The 20,761-nt window shown below is 62.0% G+C and carries 20 protein-coding genes and 2 pseudogenes; 12 read left to right on the forward strand and 10 right to left on the reverse strand.

Annotation, left to right across the window (positions count from 1 at the left end):
* Positions 1 to 8 precede the first annotated feature (8 nt).
* Positions 9 to 923 carry an L-threonate dehydrogenase gene (ltnD, locus tag RX328_RS33495; protein ID WP_249726468.1) on the reverse strand — a complete coding sequence of 305 codons (915 nt, stop codon included), beginning with the start codon at positions 921 to 923 and terminating at the stop codon, positions 9 to 11.
* 116 nt (positions 924 to 1,039) lie between these two features.
* On the opposite strand from ltnD, the gene RX328_RS33500 reads away from it, so the two are divergent.
* Both RX328_RS33500 and RX328_RS33505 read left to right on the forward strand, forming a co-directional pair.
* On the forward strand, positions 1,040 to 1,702 hold the full coding sequence (locus RX328_RS33500; RefSeq protein ID WP_213252094.1) for an aldolase: 663 nt from the start codon (positions 1,040 to 1,042) through the stop codon (positions 1,700 to 1,702).
* Between the two features lie 106 nt (positions 1,703 to 1,808).
* A pseudogene (locus RX328_RS33505) lies at positions 1,809 to 2,097 on the forward strand (GIY-YIG nuclease family protein).
* Positions 2,098 to 2,219: 122 nt separating this feature from the next.
* Here RX328_RS33505 and RX328_RS33510 read toward each other — a convergent pair.
* The 6 genes from RX328_RS33510 to RX328_RS33535 form a co-directional block, all read right to left on the reverse strand.
* Positions 2,220 to 2,924 (reverse strand): ABC transporter ATP-binding protein, encoded by a 705-nt coding sequence (locus RX328_RS33510; protein WP_213252095.1) that lies wholly within the window; start codon positions 2,922 to 2,924, stop codon positions 2,220 to 2,222.
* Positions 2,908 to 3,639: an ABC transporter ATP-binding protein gene (locus tag RX328_RS33515; protein ID WP_213252096.1), complete on the reverse strand. Its 732-nt coding sequence runs from the start codon at positions 3,637 to 3,639 to the stop codon at positions 2,908 to 2,910. The genes RX328_RS33510 and RX328_RS33515 overlap by 17 nt, the downstream gene beginning before the upstream one ends.
* Positions 3,636 to 4,643, reverse strand: coding sequence for a branched-chain amino acid ABC transporter permease (locus RX328_RS33520; RefSeq protein WP_213252097.1), 1,008 nt, complete (start codon positions 4,641 to 4,643; stop codon positions 3,636 to 3,638). Before RX328_RS33520 ends, RX328_RS33515 begins: the two co-directional genes overlap by 4 nt.
* Positions 4,643 to 5,476, reverse strand: coding sequence for a branched-chain amino acid ABC transporter permease (locus RX328_RS33525; protein WP_249726474.1), 834 nt, complete (start codon positions 5,474 to 5,476; stop codon positions 4,643 to 4,645). Before RX328_RS33525 ends, RX328_RS33520 begins: the two co-directional genes overlap by 1 nt.
* 207 nt (positions 5,477 to 5,683) lie before the next feature.
* Positions 5,684 to 6,928, reverse strand: a complete 1,245-nt coding sequence (locus RX328_RS33530) for an ABC transporter substrate-binding protein (RefSeq protein ID WP_213252099.1) — start codon at positions 6,926 to 6,928, stop codon at positions 5,684 to 5,686.
* An 82-nt stretch (positions 6,929 to 7,010) separates the two neighbouring features.
* Complete coding sequence (locus RX328_RS33535; protein ID WP_213252100.1) at positions 7,011 to 7,832, reverse strand: putative hydro-lyase; 822 nt, start codon at positions 7,830 to 7,832, stop codon at positions 7,011 to 7,013.
* Between the two features lie 120 nt (positions 7,833 to 7,952).
* Here RX328_RS33535 and RX328_RS33540 point away from each other — a divergent pair, with 120 nt between their 5' ends.
* The 4 genes from RX328_RS33540 (at position 7,953) to RX328_RS33555 (ending at position 11,570) form a co-directional block, all read left to right on the forward strand.
* Positions 7,953 to 8,870: a LysR family transcriptional regulator gene (locus tag RX328_RS33540; protein WP_213252101.1), complete on the forward strand. Its 918-nt coding sequence runs from the start codon at positions 7,953 to 7,955 to the stop codon at positions 8,868 to 8,870.
* Positions 8,871 to 8,910: 40 nt separating this feature from the next.
* Entirely contained in the window at positions 8,911 to 10,161 is a 1,251-nt protein-coding gene (locus RX328_RS33545; RefSeq protein ID WP_213252102.1) for a Zn-dependent hydrolase, read from the forward strand.
* Positions 10,162 to 10,188: 27 nt separating this feature from the next.
* Positions 10,189 to 11,103 carry an NAD(P)-dependent oxidoreductase gene (locus RX328_RS33550; protein WP_213252103.1) on the forward strand — a complete coding sequence of 305 codons (915 nt, stop codon included), beginning with the start codon at positions 10,189 to 10,191 and terminating at the stop codon, positions 11,101 to 11,103.
* A 311-nt stretch (positions 11,104 to 11,414) separates the two neighbouring features.
* A complete protein-coding gene (locus RX328_RS33555; protein WP_249726469.1) occupies positions 11,415 to 11,570 on the forward strand; it encodes a suppressor of fused domain protein in 156 nt (51 codons plus the stop codon).
* Between the two features lie 216 nt (positions 11,571 to 11,786).
* Here RX328_RS33555 and RX328_RS33560 read toward each other — a convergent pair whose 3' ends face one another.
* Positions 11,787 to 12,143: a hypothetical protein gene (locus RX328_RS33560; RefSeq protein ID WP_249726471.1), complete on the reverse strand. Its 357-nt coding sequence runs from the start codon at positions 12,141 to 12,143 to the stop codon at positions 11,787 to 11,789.
* A 686-nt stretch (positions 12,144 to 12,829) separates the two neighbouring features.
* On the opposite strand from RX328_RS33560, the pseudogene RX328_RS33565 reads away from it, so the two are divergent.
* Positions 12,830 to 13,100: pseudogene (locus tag RX328_RS33565) on the forward strand (DUF2285 domain-containing protein).
* 296 nt (positions 13,101 to 13,396) lie between these two features.
* Here RX328_RS33565 and RX328_RS33570 read toward each other — a convergent pair.
* On the reverse strand, positions 13,397 to 13,573 hold the full coding sequence (locus tag RX328_RS33570; protein ID WP_213252105.1) for a hypothetical protein: 177 nt from the start codon (positions 13,571 to 13,573) through the stop codon (positions 13,397 to 13,399).
* A 344-nt stretch (positions 13,574 to 13,917) separates the two neighbouring features.
* Between RX328_RS33570 and RX328_RS33575 the strand changes: the two genes are divergently transcribed.
* Entirely contained in the window at positions 13,918 to 14,094 is a 177-nt protein-coding gene (locus RX328_RS33575; protein ID WP_213252106.1) for a hypothetical protein, read from the forward strand.
* A 795-nt stretch (positions 14,095 to 14,889) separates the two neighbouring features.
* Here RX328_RS33575 and RX328_RS33580 read toward each other — a convergent pair.
* Entirely contained in the window at positions 14,890 to 15,969 is a 1,080-nt protein-coding gene (locus tag RX328_RS33580) for a tartrate dehydrogenase (protein WP_213252107.1), read from the reverse strand.
* Positions 15,970 to 16,143: 174 nt separating this feature from the next.
* On the opposite strand from RX328_RS33580, the gene RX328_RS33585 reads away from it, so the two are divergent.
* The 4 genes from RX328_RS33585 to RX328_RS33600 all read left to right on the forward strand — a co-directional run bounded on the left by RX328_RS33585 (position 16,144) and on the right by RX328_RS33600 (position 20,735).
* Complete coding sequence (locus RX328_RS33585) at positions 16,144 to 16,920, forward strand: SDR family oxidoreductase (RefSeq protein WP_213252108.1); 777 nt, start codon at positions 16,144 to 16,146, stop codon at positions 16,918 to 16,920.
* A gap of 273 nt (positions 16,921 to 17,193) precedes the next feature.
* Positions 17,194 to 18,615 (forward strand): amidase, encoded by a 1,422-nt coding sequence (locus tag RX328_RS33590; RefSeq protein WP_213252109.1) that lies wholly within the window; start codon positions 17,194 to 17,196, stop codon positions 18,613 to 18,615.
* Between the two features lie 208 nt (positions 18,616 to 18,823).
* The gene (locus RX328_RS33595) at positions 18,824 to 19,489 is read left to right on the forward strand and encodes a sulfite oxidase-like oxidoreductase (RefSeq protein ID WP_213252181.1); all 666 of its coding nucleotides are present in this window, start codon (positions 18,824 to 18,826) and stop codon (positions 19,487 to 19,489) included.
* A gap of 22 nt (positions 19,490 to 19,511) precedes the next feature.
* Entirely contained in the window at positions 19,512 to 20,735 is a 1,224-nt protein-coding gene (locus RX328_RS33600) for a bifunctional alpha/beta hydrolase/OsmC family protein (RefSeq protein WP_213252110.1), read from the forward strand.
* The last annotated feature ends 26 nt before the right edge of the window (positions 20,736 to 20,761 follow it).

Raw genomic sequence — 20,761 nt, forward strand, 5'->3', positions numbered from 1 at the left:
TCTTGCTCTTACTTCGGCTCGCCCGGCAGATGCGTGCCGGTCACTCTTGCATACATCCGCGCCACCGAGGCGTCGTCGTCACGGCCCATGCCGGCGGCTGACGTCATCAGGAACATCTGCAATGCCGCAGCGGAAACCGGCACCGGGAATTTCTGCGAGCGCGCCATGTCCTGGATGATGCCAAGGTCCTTGACGAAGATATCGACCGCGCTGCGCGGCGCATAATCGCCGTCGAGCACATGCGGCATGCGGTTCTCGAACATCCAGGAATTGCCGGCGGACGCCGTGATCACCTCGTAGACTTTTCGGATGTCGAGGCCCTGCTTGGCGGCGAATGCGATGGCCTCGGAAGCGGCGGCAATGTGCACACCGGCCAGCAACTGGTTGATCATCTTGAACGCCGCGCCCTGCCCGGCGGCATCGCCGAGCTCGTAGAGTTTTGCGGCCATCGCATCGAGCGCCGGCCGCGCTTTGGCAAAGGCGGCCGGACTGCCGGATGCAAGGATGGTGAGTTCGCCCTGCGCCGCGCGCTGCGCGCCGCCGGAGATCGGCGCGTCGAGGTAGTGCCGGCCGGTTTCTTCCAACTGTTTGGCGAGCCGCCGCGCGACATCGGGATCCATGGTGGCGGAGGAAATGAATACCGCGCCTTTGGCTAGCGTTTCCGCGACGCCATTGGCGCCGAACAGGATAGTCTCGGTTTGCGCGGCGTTGACGACCACGCTGACGACGATGTCGGCCGATTTTGCCGCCTCCGCCGGCGTCGCCGCGCCCTTGCCGCCGTCGGCGACGAACCGCTTGACCGTGTCAGGCGAGACGTCGCACCCGGTGACATCTAGTCCGGCGCGGCGCAGCGAGGTCGCCATGCCATACCCCATCGAGCCCAGCCCGATGACGGCGACGCGCGGTTTGGCGGATTCTGGCATGCGGCGGTTCCTCGATAGTTTCTGTTCAGCGGCCATTCGGCCGGCGGCTTGGCCCTGCGTATCACGGCTTGGCCGCGCTGCCAAAGCGTGAGACAAGGCGGAAAAGAGGTCGGTCCATGAGCGAAACAAGGATCCGCGAGGAAATCTGCCGCTTCGGCCGCTCGCTGTTCGAGCGCGGGCTGACGCCGGGCTCCTCCGGCAATATCAGCGTAAAGCTCGACGACGGCGGCTGGCTGGTAACGCCGACCAACGCCTCGCTCGGCTTCCTCGATCCGGCGCGGATGTCCCGGCTTGGCCCCGATGGACGGCTGGTATCCGGCGACACGCCGACCAAGGAAGTGCCGCTGCACACCGCGCTCTACCAGACCCGTAGCGCCGCGCGCGCCGTGGTGCACCTGCATTCGACGCACTCGGTAGCGTTGTCGATGCTGCCCGAGATCGACCCCCGCGCCGCGCTGCCGCCGATGACCGCTTATTACGTGATGAAATGTGGCCAAACCGCGCTCGTGCCCTATTACCGGCCGGGCGATCCCGCCGTCGCCGGCGCGATCAAGGGGCTGGCGGGGAAATATTCATCCGTGCTGCTCGCCAACCACGGCCCGGTGGTTTCGGGCGATACGCTGGAGGCCGCGGTGTTCGCGATGGAGGAACTGGAGGAGACGGCGAAACTGTACCTGCTGCTGCGCGGCCTGAACCCGCGGTACCTGTCGCCTGAGCAGGTGAAGGATTTGACGAAGGTGTTTGGGTTAGCGCTGCCCGAGCATGAGGAGCATTCGTAGCGATTTACTGCCAAGCTCCCTCCACGTCATTGCGAGCGAAGCGAAGCAATCCAGGGCCACGGAAAAACTAATTACTTCGGGCGCTCCAATGCTGGCAAGAGATCGAATGACACAGCCCTGCGTCTACATCATGGCGAGCCGCCGCAACGGAACACTCTATACAGGCGTGACAAGCAACCTCCCGAAACGAGCTTTCGAACATCGCGAAGGGCTGGTTGCGGGGTTTTCTAGAAAGCACGGGTGCAAGATTCTGGTTTGGTTCGAACTTCATGGCAGCATGACCGAGGGCCATCACTCGCGAAAAGCAGATCAAGGCGGGCAGCCGCGCGAAAAAGCTGGCGTTGATTGAGGGCCTGAGCCCCGACTGGAAGGATCTCTACGGCGATCTGATTTGAGCTCGTCATTTCGGGGAAGTAAGCGATCAAGATATCCAGACCGCCTCTGCGGTGAAATTTCTGGATTGCTTCGCTTCGCTCGCAATGACGTGGAGAGAGCTGCCGTCACCAGTCTACAGCAACTACAGCCCCAGATACGCCTTCCTTACATCCGGATTGACGCTGATCTCGGCCGCGCTGCCCTGCATCAGGACGCGGCCGGTTTGCAGGATGTAGGCGCGGTCGGCGATTTCCAGGCATTCGGACATGCGCTGCTCGACGATCAGCACGGTCATGCCGGCGTCGCGGATGCGTTTCACGGCCTGGAAGATCTCATCGACCAGCTTTGGCATGATGCCCTGCGACGGCTCATCCAGCATGAGTAGCCGCGGGCGGGTCATCAGCGCGCGGCCGATCGCGAGCATCTGCTGCTCGCCGCCTGAGAGCGTTTCGGCGCGCTGCTCCAGCCGCTCGGACAATCGCGGAAACAGCTTGAAGACGAGATCGAGCGGGGCCTCGCGGTTCGCTTCGCCGCGATAGAGATAGCTGCCGAGTCTTAAGTTGTCGCGCACCGAGAGGCGCGGAAACAGCCGGCGGTTTTCCGGCACATAGGCGATGCCGCGCGAGGTGATGATGTGCTGCGCCATGCCGTCAATGCGGGCGCCATCGAACGTCACGGTACCGGAGCGCGGCCGCTCGGCGCCCGCAATCGATTTCAGCAGCGTCGACTTGCCGGCCCCGTTGGCGCCGGCGACGCAGACGATCTCGCCTTTTGCCACCTCGATCGAAACCGCCGAGATCGCGACCAGGCCCTGATAGGCGGTGGTGACTTCATGCACCGACAGCATGACGATCCCCCAGATAGGCGGTGATGACTTTCGGATCGCGAACCACGTCGGCAGGCTTGCCCTCGACCAGCATCTTGCCGAGGTCGAGCACGATGGCACGGTCGACCAGCGGCATCACGATCTCCATGACATGCTCGACCATCAGCACGGTGACGCCGGTGTCACGCACTTTGCGTACCAGTTCGACGCCGGTTTTGGCTTCGACCGGCGTCAGTCCCGTGAGCACCTCGTCCAGCAGCAATAGTTTCGGCTCGGTCGCCAGCGCACGGGCGACTTCGAGCCGGCGCTTTTCTGAAGGGACGAGATCGCTGGCGAGTACATTGGCGCGCGGGCCAAGGCCGCAGAACTCCAGCACCTCGTGCGCCTTGCGGCGGGCATCGCGCATCACGGTGGTTCGAACCAGCGCGCCGACGATGACGTTGTCGATCACGGTCATGGTCTCGAAACTTTTGACGACCTGGAAGGTGCGGCCGATGCCGCGCTGGCAGCGTTCCGCCGCCGGCAACGCGGTGACGTCCTCGCCGTCGAAGATGATCGAGCCCTGGGTGGGCGGCAGCACGCCCGCGATCAGGTTGAACAGCGTCGACTTGCCGGCGCCGTTCGGCCCGATCAGGCCGACGATCTCGCCGCGCCCGACGGATATCGAGACGTCACTGTTGGCGATCAGGCCGCCGAAGCGCTGCCAGACGCCGCGAGTTTCCAGAAGGGCCGTCATCGGACAGCCTCCTTGCGCTTGGGCGCAAACAGTCCGGCGAAGCTCTTGAACGAGAACAGGCCGATCAGCCCTTGCGGCCGCGCCAGCGAGATCGCGATGATCAGGCCGCCATAGACGATCAGGTCGACACCGCGGCCGGAGCCACCGACATAGGAGCGCGTCAATTCGGTGAGCGGGATCAGGATGACCGCGCCCAGCATCGGCCCCCACAGCGTGCCGATGCCGCCCAGCACCGCAGGCAGCGCCATCAGCAGCGAGAATTGAAAGCCCATAACGCTCTCGGGATCGATGAAGTAGACGAACTGCGCATAGAAGCTGCCGCCGACCGCAACTAGGAACGCCGACACCGCGGCCGCGCCCATCTTGGAATTGAACACGACCACGCCGAGGCTTTCAGCCGCCTCCGGATTGTCCTTTACCGCGCGCCACCAATAGCCCCATTTGGAATCCTCCAGCCACCAGGTGACGAACCAGGCGACGCAGGCCAGCGCCAGCGCGAAGTAAAAGTATGGCAGCTTGCTGCGCGGGAACTGGAATTTCAGCCAGCTATCGCCACGCGCTGGGATTTCGATGCCCATCGCAGCACCAGCCCAATCCCAATTGTGGAACAGAAGCAGCCCGATCTCGGCAATGACGATGGTGGCGATGACGAAGTAATGTCCGCGCAGCCGGAAACAGGGATAGCCAAGCGCCATCGCAATCAGCGCGGAGATCACGCCGCCGCCCAGCATGCCGAACCATGGCAGCACGCCGAACTTGGTGAACAGCAGCGCGGTGGTATAGGCCCCGATGCCGAAATAGAGCGCGTGGCCGAGCGAGATCTGCCCGCAATAGCCGGAAAGGATGTTCCAGCTCTGGGACAGCGCGCCCCACATCAGCGTAAGCACCATGATGTTCTGGACGTAAACGTCCTTGACGAACAGCGGGACCGTGGCCGCAATCGCGGCAAGTACACAGGCGACGATGAGGTCGCGCCGGCGGCGTTCTGCGAAAGCGGTATCCATCACATCGATCCGAACAGGCCGCGCGGCCGGACAAAAACCACAAGGAGATAGACGGCATAGATGCCGACCGCCTTGAGCGACGGCGGCAGCAACATTGCGGTGGTGGCCTCGACGAGGCCGACAATGATGCCGCCGGCGAAGGCGCCGAACACGCTGCCAAAGCCGCCGAGCGCCACCGTGACATAGGCAATTAGCGCGAAGGAGGCGCCGACGTCGGGATAGATGTAGAAGAATATGGCCATGATCGCGCCGGCGAGGCCGACCAAAGCCGCGCCAAGTCCCCAGCCCAGCGCAAACACCTTGTTCTTGTCGATGCCGACCAGCGCCACCGCACCGGCATCCTCACGGGTCGCCTCCAGCGCGCGGCCGAAGTCGGTACGGTGGATGAAGAGATAGAGTGCGCCGAAGGCCGCGATCGCCACCAGCGCGCCGACCAGTTGCGGCACAGGCAGGAAAATGCCGGCCACCGAGACCGTCTTGCCGCCGAGCCAGGAATGCGTAACGCTGCGGTAATCAGGCGTGAAAAAATACTGCGCCAGGCCGCGCATGACGATGGCCAAGCCGAAAGTGGAGAAGATCTGCACCATGCCGGCATTGGCTTTCGCACGCACGGCAAAGCGTACAATTAACAGATAGACCACCGCCCCGAACACGAACAACGCCGCCGCGACCAGTGGCGCCGACAGCAAGGGGTCTACCGCGAAGAACACGAACAGGAAGAACGTCGCGTACATCGCGATCATCAGGAATTCGCCGTGGGCGAAGTTGACGACGTCCATCAGCCCGAAGATCAGCGCGAGGCCGACAGCGATGAGGCCGTAAAGCAGGCCCATGAGCAGGCCGCTTGCCAGGCTTTGGATGATGGTTTCGGCGGTCACGACCGTTGCTCCAAGTACAGGTCCTCACCCTGAGGAGCTTGCGAAGCAAGCGTCTCGAAGGATGGCGGCAAAAGCGCACTCGCGGCCATCCTTCGAGACGCGCGCAAAGGCGCGCTCCTCAGGATGAGGACCGGTGCTGCGGGATGGCGGAAGCGCTGCATTCTATTTCATCGGCCAGACGGCTTCGGCGATGGCGGCTTGCGGCGGAAAGATGGTGACGAATTTGCCGCCGATGTATTGCAGCAGCACGGGGTCGGCGTCGTTGTTCTGGCCCAGCTCGTCGAATCTGACGCGCTTCCAGGGCATGATGGTCTGCTCGCCCGGAATGTCGGTCGCGACCAGCGCCTCGCGGATCTTTTCGCCGTCGATCGACTTGGCGCGGTTGATGGCGTCCGCCATCACCAATAGGCCCATGAACTGGCGCGAGGTGAGGTCGTTGAAATCCTTGCCCGACTTCTCCTTGAACATGGCATTGATCTTGCCGACCATCGGCCGCTTGGCGGCGAGATCGAGCGAGAAGCTGCCACGCGAGATCACGCCTTCGAGCTTGTCGCCGACCGCGTCATAGAGCGCCTTTTCGGAGAAACCGGCGTTCTGTGCGACGATCGCGTTCGGCTTGTAGCCGAGCTCGGCCATGGTCTTGACCAAAAGGATCCCGTCCGTGGTGTAGCTCGAAGGCATTAGCACGTCGGCATTCGCGTTCTTGAGCTGCTGCACCTCCGCCGACAATGACGGCGAGTTGGAGCGGTACTTGATGTCGGAGATGACCTTGTAGCCGCGATCGGCAGCCAGCTTGAGCTGGGTGTTGGCGGAGTCGGTGCCGAAAATGGTGTCCTCATGGAACAGCGACAGCGTATCGATCTTGGTGCCCTTCTTCTTCATCGCGTCGAAGAAGTTGAACATCGCAGCCGAAAACATCTCGTCGTGCGGCGCAGCGCGGAAATAGAATTTGAGGCCGCGCTTGTGCAGGCTCGGCGAGGAATTGTCCGCCGAGATGAACGGGACCTGGTAGCGCTCGCAGATCTGACTGACGGTCACCGCGACCGAACTCTGATAGGTGCCGATGACGGCGCAAACCTTCTCCTGGGTGATCAGGCGCTCGGTCTCGGCGCGGCCCTTCTGCGGGTCGGCCTGATGGTCGGCGAACACGAGGCGGATCTTGGCGCCGCCGAGACCGGGCAATCCCTCGCCCTTCGCCAGCGGCAGATCGAAATCGTGGTTCTTGTTGATGATGTCGAGCGCAGTCTCAAACGACTTCTGGGCGTCAACGCCCATCTGCGCACTGGCGCCGGAGAACGGATAGATTACGCCGATCACCACTTCGGACGTTTGGGCGTGCGCGGCGATCGGGCCGAGCGCAGCGGCGGCGGTAGCTCCAAGCAATACGTCACGGCGGCTGATGTTCATGGCGATATCCTTTGTTGGTCGGCAACTATCGATGAAACGGGCGAAGGGTACGGTAAAGCCTCAATGAGCAGCACGGGCTGCATCAAAGCACGGCAAGCTGCTTGTTCATGAGATCGGTCACCAGCATCAATCCGGGCGCATGCGTGATGGCGAACGGCAGCTTCGCGGCTGCGATTACCGATTGCGGGGTAACGCCGCACGCCCAGAACACCGGAATCTCGTCGGCTGCGACCGGCACCGGATCTCCGTAGTCGGGCTTGCTGATGTCGGCGATGCCGATCGACTGTGGATGGCCGAGATGCACCGGCGCACCGTGCACCGCCGGAAAGCGCGTGGTGATCTGCACGGCGCGGATCGCATCCGCCGGCTTGAACGGCCGCATCGATACCACCATGGGACCTGCGAAAGGGCCCGCCGGGCTGCAGGCGATATTGGTGCGGTACATCGGCACGCGAACCTTGCGCTCGATGTGACGGATCGGCAGGCCCTCCGCCAACAGCGCCTCCTCGAACGAGAACGAACATCCGATCACGAAGGCAACGAGATCATCGCGCCAATGCGCCATGATGTCGGTCGGCTCCTCCACCACTTCGCCGTCGCGCCAGACGCGATAGCGCGGCAAATCAGTGCGGACGTCGAGATCGATGCCGAGCGCGGGGATGCGGGGATCGCCGACATCGGACATGCCGATGATCGGGCACGGCTTGGGATTGAGCTGGCAGAACCGGTGAAATGCGCTCGCGAGTTTTTCCGGCAGGATCGCGAGGTTGCCCTGCACGAAACCGTTGGCGACTCCGGCCGTCGACGAAGTCATGCCGCTGCGGCAGGAATGGCGGGCCGCCACGCTGGGCGATAAATCTGGCCTATCGCGGCCCGTAATTTCCGTCCTCGCCAAGCCGGTCATCGTTGTCCCCGCTTCCGTTCTTATCGACATCTACTCCCGCATATGGCTATGATAATGTCTAATCGTCTTTTCTAATCAAGTTCGATAAATCGAATTTATCGACTTGCGGGCAGAGGGTGCATGACTGATTTCAAGGCAATTGAGACGTTCATGTGGGTGGTGACGCTCGGCAGCTTCCGCGGCGCGGCCCAGAAGCTCAACACCACCCAACCCGCGATCTCGCAACGGATCGCGCAGCTCGAACGCGAAGTAGGCGTGAAGCTCTTGCAGCGCGACCGCCGCATGGTGCTGCCGACGCCGAGCGGACGGCAATTGATGGTCTATGCCGAGAAGCTGATCGGACTGCGCTCGGAAATGCTGGCGGTGGTCGGCGACCATTCGGCGATGCGCGGCGTGCTGCGGCTCGGCGTCGCCGAGACCATCGTGCACACCTGGCTGACGCAGCTGATCAAGAGCGTCAATCACGCCTATCCCAACCTCTCGCTCGAGATCGAGGTCGACATCACCTCGAATTTGCGGACGCGGCTGCTAGCGCAGGAAATCGAGCTCGCATTCGTGCTCGGGCCGCTGACCGCGCCGAGCATCAGCAACCGCGTGCTGTGCGACTATCCCGTAGGATTCCTGGCCAGCCCCATGCTTGGGCTGGGCAACCGTCAACTCACGGTGCACGATCTGGCAAAATTTCCGATCATCACCTTTTCGCGCCGGACGCAGCCCTATGAGATGGTGCGCTCCCTGTTCAACCGCCCCGATCTGCCGCCGATCCGCCTGCACGCCAGCGCGTCGATCGCCACCGTCATCCACATGGCGATCGAAGGCCTCGGCATTGCCGTGATACCGACCGCGATCGTCGATAGCGAAATGGCCGATGGGCGGCTGCAACTGCTGTCGACCAATGTACAACTGCCGCTACTCACGTTTTCGGCGAGTTGGCTTGCCTCCCCCGATACGGTCGCGGTTGAGCGCGTGGCCGAACTTGCCGCCAATCTCGCGCAGGGCGGCGTCATTGTTGACGCGCCGCGCGAGGCGCGTCATTGAAAAGCTAGCCTCGCGTATCGTCTGAACTTCGGAACGGCCAATGACAAAAATCGCCTCCAACCTGCAAATCGATTCCGCCCGGCTGTGGGGCACGATTCACGAAACCGCCAAATTCGGCGCGACGCCGAAAGGCGGCGTGCGGCGGCTGACGCTCGGGCCTGAAGACAAGCAGGTGCGCGACTGGTTCCGGAACGCCTGCGAGGCCGCAGGGCTGGAAGTGCATGTCGATGCGCTCGGTTCGATGTTCGGCCTGCGCAAGGGACGCGACATGTCGAAGGCTCCCGTCGGCCTCGGCTCGCATCTCGACACCCAGCCGACCGGCGGCAAATATGACGGCGTGCTCGGCACGCTGGCGGCGCTGGAAGTGGTGCGCACGCTCAACGATGCCGGCATCGAGACCGAAGCGCCGATCTGCATCTGCAACTGGACCAACGAGGAAGGCTCGCGCTTTGCGCCGGCGATGATGGCTTCTGCCGCTTATGTCGGCGATTTCACGACCGACGACATTTTGTCGCGCAAGGACGCCGAGGGCGTCACGGTGGCGGAGGCGCTCGACAGCATCGGCTATCGCGGTGACGCGCCGGTGGGGCGCCAAAAATTCTCAGGCTTCGTCGAGCTGCATATCGAACAGGGCCCGATCCTGGAGGCCGAGAACAAGACCATCGGCGTGGTCGATTCCGGTCAGGGCGTGTTGTGGTACGACGGCAAGATCACCGGGTTCGAGAGCCATGCCGGCTCGACGCCGATGCCGCTGCGCCGCGATGCGCTGGCGACGCTGTCGGAAATCGTGCTGGCGATGGAAGCAATCGCCAAGAAGCACGGTCCGAAAGCGGTCGGCACCGTCGGCGAAGCCGTGATCGCCAACCCCTCGCGCAACGTCATTCCCGGCGAGATCGCCTTCACCGTTGATTGCCGCAGCGCGGATGCGGCCATCATGGACGCGCTGGACAAGGATTTGCGCGCTGCGATTGCCGAGATCGCGGCGCGGCGCAAGGTCGAGGTTCAGTTCGATCTGATCTGGCGCAAGTCGCCGACCCATTTCGATCCCAAACTGGTGGATGCGGTGGAGAACGCCGCAAAAATGCTCGGCTATTCGCACCGCCGCATCACCTCCGGCGCCGGCCATGATGCCTGCAACCTCAACATGGTGATGCCAGCGGCGATGGTGTTCGTGCCTTGCAAGGACGGCATCAGCCACAACGAGCTGGAGGACGCCACGCAATCCGATTGCGCGGCGGGCGCCAACGTGCTGATGCATACCGTGCTGGCGCTGGCCGGCGTCGCATCCTGATATCAAACCAAGAAACGGGGGAATGCCGTGCGCGGAGTTTTCGTCGACGCCAATGAATCGCTGGCCGTAATCTTTGAGCGGCTGCAGCAGCCCGGCGATCCCGAGGTGCTGATCCACCGGGATCCCGATATCACCTCGGATCAATATCCCAAGATCCTCGACGGCGCCGAGATCGCAATCGTCGATCACACCGCGCTGCCCACCGATATCGCGAAGAAATGCACGGGCCTGAGGCACGTGGTGTTTCTCGGCACCGGCGCACGCAGCTACATGAATCCGGAAGAGCTCGCCGAGCTCGGGATCGAGGTGCACCTGATCAAGGGCTATGGCGACACGGCGGTCGCCGAATGCGCTGTTGCGCTGATGTGGGAAGGCGCGCGCGGCCTTGCCAAGATGGACCGCGGTATCCGCGCCGGCAACTGGCTGCGCGACGACGGCATGCAACTGACCGGCAAGACGCTCGGCCTGATCGGCTTCGGCGGCATCGCCGCCGAAGTCGCGCGGATCGCGATCGGCTCCGGCATGCGCGTGATCGCCTGGAACCGGTCGCCGAAAAAACATCCGAAGGTCGAGTTCGTCGATCTCGACGAACTCTTGACTGAGAGCGACGTGGTCTCGATCCATCTGCTGCTCAACGACGAGACACGCGGCATGATCTCGCGCGCCTGCATCGAGGCGATGAAACCCGGCGTCATCCTGATCAACACCGCGCGCGGCGCCATCGTCGACGAGGAAGCGATGATCGATGCCCTGAAATCGGGCCAGATCCGCCATGCCGGCCTCGACGTCTTCAACATCGAACCGCTGCCGGCCGATCATCCCCTGACCAAGCTCCCCAACGTGACGCTGTCGGCGCATTCGGCGTTCCGTACGCCGGAAGCGAGCGAGAATCTGATGCGCGCGGCGTGGGAGCATTGCCGAAGGATTGTGAAGCGAAAATAGCGGCAGCGAACCCTGCCGCTTGAACCGGCCCGCACGATCGCGCGACAACGAAGAGCGGCACCTCGAGGGCCGCCGGCCGGCGCGCCATCCGAGGTCCACATGCTGTCACTCTTCAAGAAGCCGCTGTTCAATCGAGACAAGTCCGCTACCCCTGCGGATCCCCATGCACTGCGGCTCGCGCTTACGAGCGGGAGCTTGGCGAACCCGAATATACATTCCGCGATCCCGGCGACCGTCGCATCGACGGCCGCGATTTCGTGCCAGATTGCGAAGAGGGTTCGGATGAAGGCTACGTTCTGCTGACCAACGGCATGAGCGAGCAGCGCATGGCCGTTCCAGCTCAGGCGGAAGCAAAGCGCGGCGCCGAGCTGACGTGGTACGTCCGCGACGCGACGCCGGAAATCAGCACGACCCTGCGCTGGCTGGCTTCGTTGCCGTTCATCGACAATACCTGGTTCGGATTTTGATGCCGTGGCAAAATCCGCCTTGTTTCGCCGACATGCGCGGCTTGGACGAGCCCCATGGCGACCCCGGTGCTAAACTTGGGTCTGCTGAACCGGCAATGCGCATGCGGCGCTGCGGCGTTTCTCGGTGGCATCTGGATCCAACGCGCGAGTGCGACAGGATCGAGCAAGATCCGTTTCGTAAGCTTACGAAACAGGCCATCAACCAGTCGCCGAATTCTATTTGGCCAAGGACAAGCTAATCCGCGTGACGATAGCATCCCATTGGCGTTCCTCCGCCGCTGGATAATTGATCAAGACGCAGTTCATGAAGCCTTTCGCGCGGTTGCACCGATTATACCAAGTGTGGCCGTTTAGAACACCGGAAACGGCGAAAAACTTAGGAGTCACTCTTCTGTATTGCATATCGGCTGGCGGCCGCATCTTTTCCAGAAAAACGGCAGGGGAATCGTTATCTGGATTAGGAAACGACTTGATCGTGAGGTTGGCCCGGTAATCCTTCGTAAAAAGATGGCGCTCAAGTGTCCCCTCTGTTGCGCCCCTGTCCTCCTCGAAAATTGATACTGGAACATCCACGCTCAGTCCGGTGGCGGGAATTGCGTATCTTCGCCATTCCACGCTGGCCGCAGTAGCCTCCGCTAAGGGCATAAAGCTGAGAACAATAGCAGCGAGCCGCCGACCCGAGCACATGGTCGAGATCCAACATCCTTAACTCAAGCACCAGCCGCCCGCGTTGCCGCGCGGTTCTAAACGACCGGCAAAATGGTCAACGATCTGATGGCGTTCACGTTCCTCGATCATGCTTGCCGACGGCTCCGGGAAAAGGGTCGGTTACAAAAAATTTGCTTATGAAACTTTCAGAGACCCATGTGTAACCCACGGCGGTTACGACTGTCGTCACTTTCAATATGTGGAGAACACGCCGTGCCCATTCCTGTTTCGACAGTTCGCGGCTTCAATAGCTTCGGCATCACGCTTCATATTCCCGGCAGGGACGCTGACGATCTCTTAGAAATTTGGATCAGCCGCCAAATAGGCGAACATCGGACCATATTTTGATCCTCAACTGCGGCTGCGAGGAGGTTGCAGATCATTCGGTAGACGATTGATCTTGCCAGCGCCGCGCTTGCCCTGACAATGGCGGCGCGGCGGCCGCGATTCCGAACTCGCCTCAGTGATGGATGCCGCGCGACCGATCCATCCGCGCGAGCGCGATGCTTTCCTGTGCGATGTGATCGGCGAGCTTCAGAAGTATCCCGAGCTTGGTCCCGGCATCGTCGGCCGTGTCGATCGCTGACGTAGCGCCAGCCGGACCAGCCCTCACTGAGTATGACGAGGAGCACATGATCACTTACATGCGCGTGCTTGCCGACCAACAAGGCGCCGACTGGCGTGAAGTCTCTCGGATCGTGCTGCACATCGATCCAGACACCGAGGCCGACCGCGCGCGGCTGGCGTTCGAAAGCCATCTCTTGAAGTGCCAGATGGATGACGGAGCAAGGTTATCGCCATTTGTTGCGACGCGGCTCCTGATCATTGCGACGCCTGCCCTTCTAGTCTCGATCATCGCTAGGCGTAGCCTTCTCGGCTAGAGCCTTGATGGTGTGGACCGGATTGTTAGGGGCGCTTGCGGTCGCGGTCGTGGCAAAGGAGGTGATAGAGGCTCCGCGAAGGCAATGGGCTTGACCACGGGAGGCTGCGGCTGCGTGATCGAAGCGACTGGCGCGTTGTCAACGGGATTGCTGTGGCGGCCTAAAGTGTACGCCCCTAGCGCAGTGGCACCCAGCAGAACGAGTAGCGCTTTTGCCCGCATACTCGCGCCGCTACCTTTAGCCGGTCTTTCGAGCATTCATGGCCCGCTCAACCTCGTCGGCTAATTCATCCAGATGCCGCGCAAGCCGGTCGAACATTTCACGCTTCGCTTTGTCGGTAGCCAAGTCCCTGACAAGCGCGCATTCGGCCGCGTCTTTGCGCAGCTTCTCCAGATGGGTTTGATAATCCTTCATCGTCCCCTGCCTGTCTTAATTTTTCATGACCGTGGCACGGAGAAACAGGAAACTGACTAACAAATGTTAGGTCGGGCAGGAACTAACAAATGTTATTATTCCGTCCCGCGTTGTTTGACGAACGAGATATCGAATGATGCGGCACTGACCGGACGCGCGATCACGACTTCCCGGTGTGTGCATCAAGCCTCGACCAGACCGGGACTGCCTTGAGCTGGGCTCGACGCGTTGCATCCCGGCGCTCGCGCCAACCGACTTTCATTAATTAGAAACCATAGAAAATGATCTGAAGAATTTAGCGAAACAAATCGCCTGCCACCGCGTCGAGTGGTTGGAGGAAGAACATGACGACAGAGCGCAAGTTCAGAGAACAAGAAGCCAAAATCGCGCGCTATCGGCTTCTGGAACGGGAGGTCACCGATCCGCTCGCTGCAAGTCTATTACACATCATCATCTTAGAGCTTGAGGCTGACCTTCATACGGATCGCGTCCACGGGAGTGTCAATCAGCGGCGTCTGTGAGCGTGTGTAGAAGCCCTCCCGCACAACCGCGGCGCTTATCTCGTCACTAACAGCGCGCGCCGCTCGCTTCTTCCTCCAGCCGCCTTCTAATCCGGCAGGCAGTGGCGCTCCTCGTCGGATCACTAGAAGCTGGCTCTTTCCTCGAACGTATACGTCGAACATGCCGATTACCCCCAAGTTGGTTATAGGCACGGCGTGCGTGGAATGAGGTGGCAAAAGCGCAACAGCTCGGCGTGAAAGCTGCAACTACAAATACCGCTGCGAATGAACGTGCTTGAGTTGATAGCGCTGAACAACGTTGTTTAGGACACCCTTCGAGTTAGAAAGGAATTCCGTCATCATCAGGAATTTGGAGACGATCGGCGATATACTTCATATCGTTATCGTTTGCATCCAGTCTTGGACAAGATCGTCCGAACCCAGTTGGTCGCTTCGAGCTCGTGCTTCGCCCTGATAACCACCGCGCCAAGGCACAGCCATTCCGTCGCGCCAACAGGATCGATGGGGCGCACCGCTTTCAGGCCCGGATCGCCTGCCTCGTCAATGAAAGCGACGTAGTATGGGTCTGGGATTTGAGTAGCCATAGTTCTCGACTATGGCGTGTTTGGAATACAAGGATCAATCCGTGGAGATCCGGCCTCGAGTGACTATAAACAGGTTAGGACCGAGCACAATGTGCTCGGGACACTATAGGGGCACCGGCGTTTCGCACGATCAGATAAGTTTTTGATTTTACGGCATAAAACAGCTTATTGATGGTGGGCACCTTCTCCCACAAGGGGAGAAGGGAAGAACTCAATCCACCATCTCCGCAACAGCCTTGCCGCACGCTGTCGTATCCGCATTGCCGCCAAGATCCCGCGTGCGCAACGTCCGCTCGCCCAGCGTCCGCTCGATGGCGCCGACGATGGATGCCGCCGCCTGCTTCTCGCCGAGATGCTCCAACATCATCGCACCGGACCAGATCATGCCGATCGGGTTGGCGATGCCCTGCCCCGCAATGTCGGGCGCCGAGCCGTGTACCGGCTCGAACACGGACGGGAAATTGCCTTCCGGATTGATGTTGCCCGACGGCGCGATGCCGATGGTGCCGGTGCAGGCCGGGCCGAGATCAGACAGAATATCTCCGAACAGGTTCGAGCCGACCACGACATCGAACCAGTCCGGGTGCAGCACGAAATTCGCGGTGAGAATGTCGATGTGGTACTTATCCCACTTCACGCCTGGATATTTCTTCGCCATCGCCTCCACGCGCTCGTCCCAATAGGGCATCGTGATCGAGATGCCGTTGGACTTGGTCGCCGAGGTCAGATGCTTCTTCGGCCGCGACTGCGCCAGCTCGAATGCGAATTTCAGGATGCGGTCGACGCCGGTGCGCGTCATCACCGTCTGCTGCGTGACGAACTCACGGTCGGTATCGGGGAACATGCGGCCGCCGACCGAGGAATACTCGCCCTCGGTGTTCTCGCGCACCACCCAGAAATCGATATCGCCGGGCTTGCGGTTGGCTAGCGGTGACGGCACGCCGGGCATCAGCCGCACCGGGCGCAGGTTGACGTATTGATCGAACTCGCGCCGAAACTTGATCAGCGAACCCCACAGCGAAATGTGATCGGGAATTTTCGCCGGCCAGCCGACCGCGCCGAAATAGATCGCGTCGTGCTTGCCGATCTGCGCCTTCCAGTCCTCCGGCATCATCTCGCCGTGCTTTTCGTAATAATCCCAGGAGGCGAAGTCGAAATGGTCGAAATGCACGGCGACACCGTGCTTTTTCGCCGCCGCCTCCAGCACGCGCAGGCCTTCGGGGATCACTTCCTTGCCGATGCCGTCACCGGGAATGACCGCGATCCGATATTGCTTTTTGGCGCTGCTCATCGAGAGTTTCCTTGTTGTCTTGCCCGGCCGCTAATGCCGGTTATTCGATTGCCTTGCAATGGACCAATCCTGCCTGCCGCGCAACGCTGCACTGCAATGTTGACCGAGACGGCGCCCGCCGCTTACCAATTTCGCTGACCGTCTTCCACCCTCCTCTCACCACACGAGAATCCCATGGATCTGCATCTGCGCGGCAAGCGCGTCCTGATCACCGGCGCCTCCAAGGGCATCGGCGCGGCCGCGGCCGAAGCCTTTGCCGAAGAAGGCTGCGACGTCATGCTGGCGGCTCGCAGCGGCGAGCAGTTGAAAGCACTGGCCGAGCGGCTGCGCTCGGCGCACCAGATCGGCGCGACCGCCCACGTCGTCGACCTGCGCAAGAGCGCGGACATCGCAAGACTCGCCAAGGAAGCCGCCGATATCGACATCCTCGTCAACAATGCCGGCGACATTCCTGGCGGCTCGATCGACAAGATCGACGAAGCAACATGGCGCCACGCCTGGGAGCTGAAGGTGTTCGGCTACATCAATCTCACCCGCGCGATCTACGCGCAGATGAAGGCACGCGGGCACGGCGTTATCGTCAACGACATTGGCGCCGCCGGCGAAAAGTTCGACGCCAATTACATCTGCGGCAGCGCCGGCAACGCCGCGCTGATGGCGTTCACCCGCGCGCTCGGGGGAAAGAGCCTCGCCGACAATATCCGCGTGGTCGGCATCAATCCGGGTCCTGTCGGCACTGACCGTCATGTCACGCTGTTGAAGACGCGGGCGAAGACCCAGTTCGGTGATGAAAGTCGCTACAAGGAATTCCAGAAGAGCCTTCCGCTTGGCCGGCCCGCGCATGCGCGCGAGATCGGCGACCTCATGGCGTTTCTGGCGTCTGATAGGTCGGGGTATACGTCGGGGGTGATCTTCACGGTTGATGGCGGGTATACGGCGGGGTGGGGCTAGCGTGTGGCCATGCACACCGACCTCATCCTGAGGAGCCGCGCATTGCGCGGCGTCTCGAAGGATGGGCAGCGGGCCTCGTGGTTCGAGACGGCGCTATCGCGCCTCCTCACCATGAGGGTCTGACGTGTGCGATGACGTTAACTCGGCGTCATCGCGAACAGGCCCTCGCAACGTCGCCATGCAATATCTCCGGCCAGCCACAACTTCTATGCGTTTCCACTTGGCCGGAAATGTTCTAGAGCACCACCAGGGCCAAGAAACGGAGATAGCGAAGTGGCTGATCAGGGGCTGGTGCGTGAGACGGCGATTGCCATTGTCGGCAAACTGAAATCCGGCGAAGTCACCCCGCTCGACCTGCTCGACGTGCTGGAAAAGCGGATCGCGGAAGTGGACGGCAAGGTCAACGCGCTGCCGACGCTGTGCTTCGATCGCGCCCGCAAGCATGCCACAGCGCTGATGAAGAAGCCGGTCGCCGAGCGCGGCCTGCTCGCCGGTCTTCCGATCCCGATCAAGGACCTCACCAATGTCGCCGGCGTCCTGACCACGCAGGGCTCGCCGATCTACAAGGATAACGTTCCGGCGAAGTCAGATATTCTGGTCGAGCACCTCGAAAGCAATGGCGGCGTGATTTACGCCAAGTCGAACACGCCGGAATTTGGTGCCGGCGCCAACACCTTCAACGAGGTGTTCGGCCCGACGCGCAATCCATGGGATACGTCACGCTCCGCCGCCGGCTCCTCGGGCGGCGCAGCGGTCGCGCTCGCGACCGGCACGGCATGGCTGGCGCACGGCTCCGACATGGGCGGTAGCTTACGCAACCCCGCGAGCTTCTGCGGCATCGTCGGATTGCGGCCGAGCATTGGCCGTGTCGCGCGTACGGTAGCCGCGGCGGTCGATCGCAATCTCGGCGTCCAGGGCCCGATGGCGCGCAATGTCGAAGACGTCGCGCTGCTGCTCGATGCCATGAGCGGCGAGCACCCCGCCGATCCGCTCTCGCTGCCGGTGCTGCCGAATTCGTTTCTCGCAGCCGCCCGCTCCGGCAACAAGCCGAAGCGCGTTGCCTATTCGCCCGATCTCGGCATCACGCCGGTCGATCCTGAAGTTGCCGCCGTCACCTGCAAGGCAGCGCAGCGCTTCGCGGAAGCGGGCACCATCGTCGAAGAGGCTCATCCCGATTTGCGCGAGGCTCATGAATGCTTCCATGTGCTGCGCGCCTTCGACTTCGCACTTTCCAAGGCGGCACTGCTGCGCACGAAACGCGACCTGCTCAAGCCCGAGGTGATCTGGAATATCGAGGAAGGCGTCAAGCTGACGGTCGAGCAGCTCGAACGCGCCGAAGCGCAGCGCGTCGCCATGACCGCGCGCACGCTGGAATTTTTCGAAAAATACGATCTATTGCTCGCACCCGCCACGATCGTGCCGCCCTTCCCGGTCGAGAACCGCTACGTCGCCGAATGTGCCGGCAAGAAGTTCGACAACTACGTCGAATGGCTCGGCATCGTCTATGCGATCACGCTGGTGTGCTGTCCTGCGCTGTCGTTGCCGTGCGGCTTCACGGCCTCAGGCCTTCCGGTTGGGCTGCAGGTGATCGCGCCGCCGCGCGGCGAGTCGCAATTGCTTGCTGGCAGCAAAGTGCTCGAGGATATTCTGGGCGTGCGCGGCACGACGCCGATCGATCCGCGGCCGCCGAAGTAGCAGTCCCGGTGAGGAGGCGCCAACGGGTCCGCGCGAAGCGCGGCCCGATGACAGGCTCCGCGCCGTCTCGAACCATGCGGCCCGGCTGGTGGCCTCGTCCTTCGAGACGCGCTACGCGCTCCTCAGGATGAGGGGTAAGAGTTTCGTCGCTGACGGTTCATATCTGTACCGCTATACTCCTGACAACGAACTCTGGATCGCGATCGACATGACCAGTGAAAACGAGCCGCCACCGGAAAGCAAGCTGACGCGCAGCAAGGAGCGCTGGGCGCGCGAGGGAAAATTCCTCACGGGCAAGATCTCGCGGCCCGAGGAAGCGCGGCTGCCGCCGGGCCAGCATCTGACCAGGGATTGGCCGACGCTCGATCTCGGATTGACCCCGAACATCCCGCGCGAACGATGGCGGCTCGACGTCTACGGCACGGTCGAACATCCGCTGTTCTGGGATTTTGCGCAGTTTTCCGTGCAGCCGCAAAGCAAGTTCGTATCCGACATTCATTGCGTCACGACCTGGTCGCGCTACGATAATCATTGGGAGGGATTAGCGACCCGCGATCTCCTCGACGCCTGCCGGCCGCGCCAGGAAGCGCGGTTCGTGGTGCTGCATTCACATGACGGCTACACCACCAACCTAGCGCTGGAAGATTTTGCCGCGGAAGACGCGCTGCTCGCGCATAGCTGGTCGGGTGCCCCGCTCGAGCAGGAGCATGGTGGCCCGGTGCGGCTCGTCGTGCCGCATCTCTATTTCTGGAAAAGCGCAAAGTGGCTGCAGAGCATCGAGTTTCTCGCGGAGGATAAGCCGGGCTATTGGGAAGTCCGCGGCTACCATAACCGCGGCGACCCGTGGGCCGAGCAGAGATATTCAGGCGATTAGCGCCAAACCGGGGAGAAGAGCCGTGCCGAACGAACGCTTTCAATTCACCGGCGAAGGCGGCCATCAGCTTGCTGCGGCCCTCGATATGCCGGATGGTGCGGTGCAGGCCTACGCGCTGTTTGCGCACTGCTTCACCTGCGGCAAGGACGTGCTGGCCGCGAAACGCATTGCGACGGCGCTCACCGCAAAAGGCATCGCGGTGTTGCGGTTTGATTTTACGGGGCTCGGCTCCAGCGAGGGCGAATTCGCCAACTCGACTTTCTCATCGAACGTTGCCGATCTCGTCCACGCCGCCGATCATTTGCGCGAAACCCGCACGGCGCCCGCGATCCTGATCGGCCATAGTCTCGGCGGTGCGGCGATCCTTGCCGCCGCTGGGCAGATACCGGAGGCAAAGGCGGTTGTCACCATCGCCGCCCCCTCCGATCCCGTGCACGTCACGCATCTCTTCAAAGATCGCCTCGACGACATCCGCATGCACGGCACGGTGGAGGTCCAGCTCGCCGGGCGGCCGTTTCACATCAAGCGCGAATTCCTCGACGACATCGCCGAACACAGCCTGGCGGCGCAGATCGCAAAACTTCACAAGGCGCTGCTGATCATGCATTCGCCAACCGACGACACGGTCGGTATCGACAGCGCCACCAGGATTTTCGCTGCCGCCAAACATCCCAAGAGCTTTGTGTCGCTGTCGGGCTCTGATCATCTGTTGAGCGGCAAACGAGACGGCGCCTATGTCGCCGACGTCATCGCCGCCTGGGCCGAGCGCTATATCGAGCCTGTCGCCGCGCAGCCTGTTTCTGCCGCGAGCACGGCGCCACGCAACGTCGTGGTGCGCGAAACCCGCAACAGCAAGTTCCAGCAGACCGTCACCACAGGTCCCCATCAGATGGTGGCGGACGAGCCCATTGCCGTCGGCGGCCAGGACAGCGGCCCGGGACCGTACGATTTCCTGCTTGCAGGCCTCGGCGCCTGCACGTCGATGACGATGCGGATGTATGCCGACCGCAAATCGCTGCCGCTGGACCGCGTCACCGTGACGCTGAAGCACAGCAAGATTCACGCAAAGGATTGCGCCGAATGCGAGACGCGCGAGGGCCTGCTGGATCAGATCGACCGCGTGATCTCGATCGAAGGCGCGCTGGATGCTGATCAGCGCGCGCGGCTGATGGAGATCGCCGACAAGTGCCCGGTGCACCGGACGCTGACGTCGGAGATACGGATTGTGACCAAGGCTGCGGAGTAGCGGACCGGCCATGGGCCTTCATGGTT

This window comes from Bradyrhizobium sp. sBnM-33, from assembly GCF_032917945.1.
Classification (GTDB): domain Bacteria; phylum Pseudomonadota; class Alphaproteobacteria; order Rhizobiales; family Xanthobacteraceae; genus Bradyrhizobium.